5 protein-coding genes and 1 pseudogene are annotated in these 8,570 nt (G+C 41.7%); 5 read left to right on the forward strand and 1 reads right to left on the reverse strand.

All coding sequences use genetic code 11. The annotated features are described in order from the left end of the window. Positions 1–241 precede the first annotated feature (241 nt). The 4 genes and pseudogenes from C3Z13_RS03220 (at position 242) to C3Z13_RS03235 (ending at position 4,760) form a co-directional block, all read left to right on the forward strand. On the forward strand, positions 242–1,837 hold the full coding sequence (locus C3Z13_RS03220; protein WP_103854979.1) for a lactate permease LctP family transporter: 1,596 nt from the start codon (positions 242–244) through the stop codon (positions 1,835–1,837). Between the two features lie 75 nt (positions 1,838–1,912). Further along, the gene (locus C3Z13_RS03225; protein WP_103854980.1) at positions 1,913–2,644 is read left to right on the forward strand and encodes a (Fe-S)-binding protein; all 732 of its coding nucleotides are present in this window, start codon (positions 1,913–1,915) and stop codon (positions 2,642–2,644) included. Between the two features lies 1 nt (position 2,645). Next, positions 2,646–4,059, forward strand: a pseudogene (locus C3Z13_RS03230) (LutB/LldF family L-lactate oxidation iron-sulfur protein). After that, positions 4,059–4,760, forward strand: coding sequence for a LutC/YkgG family protein (locus C3Z13_RS03235; protein ID WP_103854981.1), 702 nt, complete (start codon positions 4,059–4,061; stop codon positions 4,758–4,760). The pseudogene C3Z13_RS03230 and the gene C3Z13_RS03235 overlap by 1 nt, the downstream one beginning before the upstream one ends. 195 nt (positions 4,761–4,955) lie before the next feature. Here the strand turns inward: C3Z13_RS03235 and typA are convergent, their stop codons facing one another. Next, positions 4,956–6,806 carry a translational GTPase TypA gene (gene typA / locus C3Z13_RS03240; RefSeq protein ID WP_103854982.1) on the reverse strand — a complete coding sequence of 617 codons (1,851 nt, stop codon included), beginning with the start codon at positions 6,804–6,806 and terminating at the stop codon, positions 4,956–4,958. A gap of 315 nt (positions 6,807–7,121) precedes the next feature. Here typA and glnA point away from each other — a divergent pair, with 315 nt between their 5' ends. Further along, a complete protein-coding gene (glnA, locus tag C3Z13_RS03245) occupies positions 7,122–8,540 on the forward strand; it encodes a glutamate--ammonia ligase (RefSeq protein WP_103854983.1) in 1,419 nt (472 codons plus the stop codon). Positions 8,541–8,570 lie beyond the last annotated feature (30 nt).

Consider the following 8,570-nt stretch of genomic DNA (forward strand, 5'->3'; position numbering starts at 1 on the left):
CGGTGAAAAAATAATAAGTTTTTTGCAAAATTGGCTAATTATAGCGGATTTTGCCCTTAATGAGAAATGACTTCTCAGACTGGCTAAAGGCTAACCATAAGGAAGTATTTTTAGCGAAATGTTAAAATTTTTGTGATCGTTGTCATAATTTCTTAACAAATGTTTTACTAAAACGATTAAATCAGCATAGAATGGCACTCTCATTTAAGTCATAACATTAATTATTGATGGAGTAGTTTGTATGGCTCTTTTTCTTAGTATTTTTCCTATTGTTTTATTAATTTATTTAATGGTAAAACGTAATGCGTTGCCATCTTATGTTGCATTGCCGTGGATTGCGGTAGTGGTCTTAATTATTCAATTTATTTTCTTTGGCACAGATATTGCTATCGTGAGTGCCAATGTAACAGCTGCATTGGTGGCGGTTCAAACACCAATTACGGTAATTTTCGGTGCGATTTTATTTAACCGTTTTTCTGAAATCTCAGGTGCAACGAATACCTTGCGTAAGTGGTTAGGTAATATTAATCCAAACCCTGTTGCACAAATTATGATTATCGGTTGGGCATTTGCCTTTATGATTGAAGGGGCGAGTGGCTTCGGGACGCCAGCAGCGATCGCTGCGCCGATCTTAGTGGGCTTAGGCTTCCCGCCACTAAAAGTGGCAATGCTTGCCTTAATTATGAACTCTGTACCGGTTTCCTTTGGAGCAGTAGGGACGCCAACTTGGTTTGGTTTCGGCCCATTAAATTTAACGGATAACCAAATTCTTGAAATTGGTTCAATGTCAGCGCTTATTCACTCTTTTGCCGCATTAATTATTCCATTAATGGCGTTACGTTTAATCGTAGGTTGGAGTGAAATTCGTAAAAACCTTGTGTTTATTTATATCAGCATTTTCGCTTGTGTTGTGCCTTATTTCTTATTGGCCCAAGTGAACTATGAGTTCCCATCATTAGTGGGTGGTGCAATTGGTTTATTGGTGTCTGTGTTTGTAGCAAATAAAGGCATTGGTTTAGCCAAAGTAGAAAATAACCTTGATGATAACGCAGTAAGCACAGGGCAAGTAGTGAAAGCCTTATTACCAACAGGTTTATTAATTGCGATTTTAATTGTAACACGTTTACAACAATTGCCATTCAAAGCAATGATGAACGATGCGACAACTTGGTTTAGCGTACAATTAGGCTCATTAGGTTTATTTGAAATTAGCCACGGTTTAATTTTCAGCTTAAAACAAATTTTTGGTACATCGGTGAATGCAAGCTATAAATTGCTTTATGTGCCAGCATTAATTCCATTTGTGGTAACCGTGTTAATCTCAATCCCATTATTCGCATTATCGGCAAGCAAAACCAAAGATATTTTTATGGGCAGCTTAAGACAAACTCGCAACCCATTCTTAGCCCTTGTTGGAGCATTAATTATGGTGAACTTAATGCTTGTGGGCGGCGATAATTCAATGGTGAAAATTATCGGTAGAAGTTTTGCGGAAGCCACAGGAGAATATTGGACATTATTTGCGTCTTACTTAGGTGCGGTGGGTGCGTTCTTCTCAGGTTCAAACACCGTTTCTAATTTAACCTTTGGTAGTGTTCAGCTGTCCACTGCGGAAATTACTGGTCTTTCTGCGACCCTTGTTCTTGCCCTGCAATCTGTTGGTGGTGCAATGGGGAATATGGTATGTATCAACAACATCGTTGCGGTAAGCTCGGTATTAAATATTGATAAACAAGAAGGCACAATCATTAAGAAAACCATCGTTCCAATGATCGTTTATGGTATTATTGCCGCACTTGTTGCACTCTTTATTATTCCACTTTTCTTTAACGTTTAGTGTGAATTATTACAAATCAGGCAGAGGTAACTTTGCCTGATTTCTCATTTCTATTTGATTATGTTGGAGTAATTTATGAACGTAAATTTTTACGTTACTTGTATCGCTGATGTGGTAAAAGCCGGCGTTGCAAAAAACACCGTATTATTACTAGAAAAGCTCGGCTGTAATATTGTATTCCTTGAAAAACAAGGTTGCTGCGGTCAGCCTTCGCTGAACAGTGGTTATACCAAACAAGCCTTAGCTGGAATGAAAAACTTGGTGGAAACCTTTGAAGTCAATGATTATCCGATCGTTGCCCCTGCGGGTTCTTGTGTTTACGCGATTAAAACCTATCCTGAATATTTTAACCGTTTTGATGAGCCAGAATGGGCAGAGCGCGCGCAGAAAGTGGCTGATCGTTTTTATGATTTAACGGATTTTATCGTCAATAAATTAGGCGTAACCAATGTGGGCGCGACTTTAACAGGAAAAGCGGTATATCACCCATCTTGTAGCTTAAGCCGCAAATTAGGCATTGTGAACGAGCCTTTAGCCTTATTACAAAATGTGAAAGGGCTAGAATTATTGCCAATTCACAACCAAAGCACTTGTTGCGGTTTTGGTGGAACATTCTCGGTGAAAATGGCGGAAATTTCTGGTGAAATGGTAACGGAAAAAGTGGAACATATCACAGAGGTTCACCCTGATTATTTAATCGGGGCTGATGTAAGCTGTCTGCTCAATATTGGTGGACGTTTAAGTCGTGAAGGCAAAAATGTGAAAGTGATGCACATTGCCGAAGTATTAATGCAGGAGGGAAAATAAGATGTCATTAAAAACCAGCAATCTTGCATTTAAAAAACGCGTGGATAATGAAATTCACAATGACATTATGCGCAAAGCCATTGTAATGGCGCAAGAACGCATCGGCACAAATCGCCAAAAAATGGTGGACGAACTTGGTCATTGGGAAGAATGGCGTGATGAAGCAAAACATATTCGTAACCACGTTTTAGCTAATCTTGATGCTTACTTATATCAATTAAGCGAAAAAGTGACGGAAAATGGCGGAAAAGTGTATTTTGCTGAAACCGCAGAAGATGCCACCAATTATATTCGCCAAGTTGCTCTTGAGAAAAATGCCAAGAAAATCGTGAAATCCAAATCAATGGTAACCGAAGAAATTGGTATGAACGAAGTGCTGGAAGCCGAAGGTATCAAGGTGATTGAAACGGATTTAGGGGAATATATCCTACAAATTGCCGGGGATCGCCCTTCTCATATCGTGGTGCCAGCCATTCACAAAGATCGCCATCAAATTCGTAAAGATTTACACGAAAAATTAGGCTATGACGGCCCAGAAACGCCAGAAGCAATGACCTTGTTCATTCGTGAAAAAAATTCGTCAAGATTTCTTAGAAGCTGACATCGGCGTGAGTGGGTGTAACTTTGCCGTGCCTGAAACAGGTAGCCTTTGCTTGGTTACCAACGAGGGAAACTTACGTCTTGCCACCACTGTGCCAAAAACGCACATTGCAGTAATGGGAATGGAGCGTATTGCGCCAACCTTTGAAGAAGTAGATGTGCTCATCACAATGCTTGCTAGAAGTGCCGTAGGGGCAAAATTAACTGGTTATAACACTTGGCTCACTGGCCCACGCCTTGCGGGTGAAACGGACGGCCCTGAAGAATTCCATTTGGTTATCGTGGATAACGGGCGCTCTAAAATTCTCGAAAGCGAATTTAAAGAGGTATTGCGTTGTATCCGCTGTGGCGCGTGTTTAAATACTTGTCCAGCCTATCGCCAAATTGGTGGACACGGTTATGGCTCAATTTATCCCGGCCCAATTGGATCGGTAATTTCGCCATTATTAGGTGGGTATGAAGATTTCAAAGAGTTGCCATATGCCTGCTCATTATGTACAGCCTGTAACTCAGTTTGTCCAGTGAAAATTCCATTGGCACAGCTCATCTTAAAACACCGTGAGCATATTGCCCAAAGTGGTATGACACCAACCGCAGAGCGTTTATCTATCTTTGGTTTCAACTTTGCTAACTCTCACCCAACCTTATGGAAAGTGGGCGTGAATGTGGGCGCAAAAGTGGCAAGCAAATTCATCAAAAATGGTAAAGCACCGCTTGAATTTGGCGCATTGGCCGAATGGACAAAAGCGCGCGATCTGCCAAGTGCTGATGGCGAAAGTTTCCGTGAATGGTTTAACAAAAGAGAGGCAAAATAATGGACGCACAAAATAGAGAAAACTTCCTAAACAAACTTGCGGAACGAATGGGGCGTCCACGCCAGCTTGTGCCAGAGCCAATGCCTGCGCCGCTAAATGATTACGCTACAACGCGTTTAACCGATCTTGATCCGCAAGCCTTATGCCAAACTTTTATCGAATCGGCAAAAGCGATGATGGTTGATGTGATCGAAACCAACGAAGAGGACGCCAAAAGTGCGGTGCTTTCTGCCTGCGAAAAATATGGTGGTGGACATATTATCGTAACCGGTGATGAGCGTTTAGAACAATTGGGTATTACCCAAGATGTGCAAGCCCATTACGAAACAGATATTTGGTTGCCACAAAATGGTGAAGAAAATCTCAAACACGCAGAACGAGCTAATATCGGCATTAACTATGCAGAATATGGCTTGGCTGAATCAGGCGGTGTCGTGCTATTTTCAGGCAAAGACAAAGGCCGTTCGGTGAGCTTATTGCCAGAAAAATCCATTGTTGTGGTGCGTAAAAGCCTTGTTTTACCGCGAGTGGCACAGCTTGCCAAAATTCTGCACGACAAAGCCGTGTTAGGGGAAAGAATGCCATCTTGCGTAAACATCATCTCAGGCCCAAGTTCTACTGCGGATATTGAGCTAGTTAAAGTGGTTGGTGTACACGGCCCGACAACCAAGGTGTATGTGGTGATTGACGATCTTGCTTAATCGCGAGTGAACGATGATAACAAGCCGAATGGATTTCCATTCGGCTTTTTTGTTTAACCTGAGTTTGAGGTTTCGTAAAGGTTGCTTTAGAAAAAATGGGGAAGAATAGCAGAGTTTGTAATAAGAAAAGTGCGGTGGAAATTTGCTAAAAATTCAGCAAAAAACCACCGCACTTTTTATTAGTAATAATCAGAATTAATGGGTGCTTGTGCTAGTTGTTGTACGGCTAGCGCGTTTGCGTTCCATTTCAGTGAGTAATTTCTTACGAATACGCACTGATGTTGGGGTAACTTCTACTAATTCGTCATCATCAATAAATTCAATGGCTTGCTCAAGAGAGAAACGCACAGGCGTGGTTAATGCGATAGCATCGTCTTTTCCTGAAGCGCGCATATTGGTGAGTTTTTTCCCTTGTAAGCAGTTTACCGTTAAATCGTTTGAACGGCTGTGAATACCGATGATTTGTCCTTCATACACTTCCACACCGTGATCAATCATCAGCTTACCACGCTCTTGTAAGCCCCATAGCGCATAAGCAAGGGCTTTGCCCGTACCGTTAGAAATTAACACGCCGTTTTTGCGCTGACCGATTTCACCTGGTTTTACATCGTCATAATGGCTGAATGTGGAGTAGAGTAAGCCTGTTCCTGACGTCATTGTCATAAATTCATTACGGAAACCGATTAAACCACGGCTTGGGATAATGTATTCTAAACGGGTGCGTCCTTTGCCGTCTGGAATCATATCTTTCACTTCACCTTTACGGATACCCAAGGCTTCCATTACCGCACCTTGATGTTGTTCTTCAATATCAATGGTTACTTGCTCGAATGGCTCTTGTTTGCGACCGTCTTCTTCTTTAAAGATAACTTTCGGACGTGATACCGCAAGCTCATAGCCTTCACGGCGCATATTTTCGATTAATACAGAAAGGTGCAATTCACCACGTCCTGAAACACGGAATTCATCTGGGTTTTGGGTTTCTTCTACACGCAATGCCACATTATGCACAAGCTCTTTGTTTAAGCGCTCTAAAATTTGGCGTGAAGTGACGAATTTCCCTTCTTTACCACAGAATGGAGAGGTATTTACGCAGAAGAACATCGTTACCGTTGGTTCATCAACACTTAAGGCTGGTAAGGCTTCTACATTGTTTACATCGCAAATGGTGTCAGAAATATTGAGTTCGCCTAAACCGGTGATCGCCACAATATCACCCGCTTGTGCAAGATCTTCTTCATAGCGTTGTAAACCTAAATGGCCTAACACTTGGCCGATTTTGCCGTTGCGTGTTTTGCCTTCGCTATCAATAATGGTTACCGCTTGGTTTGGTTTTACTGTACCACGTTTGATACGACCAATCCCGATTACGCCTACATAGTTGCTGTAATCAAGTTGAGAAATTTGCATTTGGAATGGCGCATCAAGCTCCACTTTTGGCGGTTCAACGTGTTGTACAATGGCTTCAAATAATGGCGTCATATCTTGTGCCATATCTTCGTGTTCTAAGCCTGCCACACCATTTAACGCAGAAGCGTAAATAATAGGGAAGTCGAGCTGTTCGTCTGTGGCGCCAAGATTCACGAATAAATCAAACACTTGATCCACCACCCAATCAGGGCGTGCGCCAGGTCTGTCCACTTTGTTAATTACCACGATAGGTTTTAAGCCGTGAGCGAAAGCTTTTTGCGTTACGAAACGGGTTTGTGGCATTGGGCCGTCAAAGGCGTCCACTACTAACAATACGCTATCCACCATAGAAAGCACGCGTTCTACTTCACCACCAAAATCGGCGTGTCCTGGGGTATCTACAATATTTATACGGTAATCGTTCCAGTTAATTGCGGTATTTTTTGCAAGAATGGTAATGCCACGTTCTTTCTCAAGATCATTGGAATCCATCACGCGTTCGTCCGCGTCTGCACGGCTTGCTTCAAGCGTACCTGACTGCTGTAATAATTTATCAACAAGCGTGGTTTTTCCGTGGTCAACGTGAGCAATAATTGCGATGTTACGCAATTTGTTAATATCAATGGTATCTGTCATTTGAAAAGTCTTTTGTTATCAATAATGATGTTTGAATAACGTGCAATGTTGTTAGCAAGATTGCACGAAAAGGTTGCAGATTATACAACGTTTTGCCACGTTGAGCTATGAATAATTGGAAATAAGTGGATTTCTATCTTTTGGAGAGAATTTCACAAAGTGCGGTGTAAAAATTCCTGATTTTTTTACCGCACTTAAGTGAAATTAAAATCACGCTCGCCCCTTGAATTTTGCAGGTGATGTGATATTTTAGCCAGCGTGCATTAAGCACACAGCATCTCAACTCTAGCAATCATATTTATGAGGATTATCACTATGTCAAATGAAGCGGCCGTTGCCAATGTGTTTAAGTTAATCGAAGAAAATGACATTAAGTTTGTTCTTCTTCGCTTTACCGATATTAAAGGAAAAGAGCACGGCGTATCCTTACCTGTTAACCTAATTGATGAAGATTTATTTGAAGACGGTAAAATGTTTGACGGTTCATCGGTGGAAGGTTGGAAAGCCATTAATAAAGCAGATATGTTATTAATGCCAATCGCTGAAACCGCCGTAGTAGATCCTTTCGCACAAATCCCAACCTTATCCCTTCGTTGCAGTATTTATGAACCAACCACAATGCAAAGCTATGATCGCGATCCACGTTCTATTGCGATCCGAGCGGAAAATTATATGCGCTCAACAGGCATTGCAGACGATGTGTTTTTCGGCCCAGAACCTGAGTTTTTCTTATTTGATGATGTACGTTTTGGTTCGGCAATGAATGGCAATTCTTATGTGGTCGATGATATTGAGGGCGCGTGGAATACCAACAAAATTTATGAAGGCGGCAACAATGGTTATCGTCCACTCACCAAAGGCGGTTATTGTGCGGTTGCGCCAAATGATACCGCGCACGATATTCGTTCAGAAATGTGCTTATTGCTAGAAGAAATGGGCTTGGTGATTGAAGCGCACCACCACGAAGTGGCCACCGCAGGACAAAATGAAATTGCCACCAAATTTAACTCGCTCACCTTAAAAGCAGACGAAACGCAAATTTATAAATATGTGGTGCAAAATGTGGCGGCAGAACACGGCAAAACCGCCTGCTTTATGCCAAAACCTATCACTGGCGATAACGGCTCAGGAATGCACTGTAATATGTCCTTAAGCAAAGACGGCAAAAATATTTTCCAAGGGGATAAATATGCAGGGCTTTCTGAAACCGCACTTTACTACATTGGCGGGATCATCAAACACGCTAAAGCATTGAATGCCTTTACTAACCCTTCAACCAACTCATATAAACGCTTAGTACCAGGTTTTGAAGCGCCTGTATTATTAGCTTACTCAGCAAGTAACCGCTCTGCGTCAATCCGTATTCCAGCGGTAACTAGCCCGAAAGCGATTCGTATTGAAGCGCGTTTTCCAGATCCAATGGCAAACCCATATTTAGCTTTCTCGGCATTATTAATGGCAGGCTTAGATGGTATTGTGAACAAAATTCACCCAGGCGATGCAATGGATAAAAACCTGTATGATTTACCGCCAGAAGAATTAAAAGAAATTCCAGCCGTAGCAGGATCATTGGAAGAAGCATTAAACGCATTGGAAAAAGATTACGAATTCTTGACCCAAGGCGGCGTGTTCAGCAAAGATTTCGTTGATGCCTTTATTGCGATTAAGCGTAAAGAAGTGGAACGTTTAAATATGACCCCACACCCAGTGGAATTTGAAATGTATTATGCGTAAAAGCAAATAGTGCTTAACAGTAAATAAAAA

This window comes from Avibacterium endocarditidis (assembly GCF_002921145.1).
In the GTDB taxonomy this organism is placed as follows: domain Bacteria; phylum Pseudomonadota; class Gammaproteobacteria; order Enterobacterales; family Pasteurellaceae; genus Avibacterium; species Avibacterium endocarditidis.